The 257-nt window shown below is 62.3% G+C and carries 1 pseudogene; it reads left to right on the forward strand.

The features are described from left to right. Nucleotides 1–257: pseudogene (locus tag ACW9HW_RS30190) on the forward strand (electron transfer flavoprotein subunit alpha/FixB family protein); the annotation flags it as partial.

Consider the following 257-nt stretch of genomic DNA (forward strand, 5'->3'; position numbering starts at 1 on the left):
CCACGTTCTGGTTGCAGGCCAGGGCGCTGGCGCCGTGGCTGAAGCCGCTGCGAAAATCGCTGGTGTGAGCAAGGTCCTGTCCGCTGACAATGCCACTTACGCGCATCAGCTGCCGGAAAACGTTGCGCCACTGGTTGCTGCTCTCGTTCAAGAAGCAGGGGCTGCGGGTTACAGCCACATCCTGGCTGCCGCCACGTCCAATGGCAAAAACATCCTGCCACGCGTTGCCGCGCAGCTGGACGTTGACCAGATCTCCG

The organism is Pseudomonas sp. SDO5532_S415 (assembly GCF_054071155.1).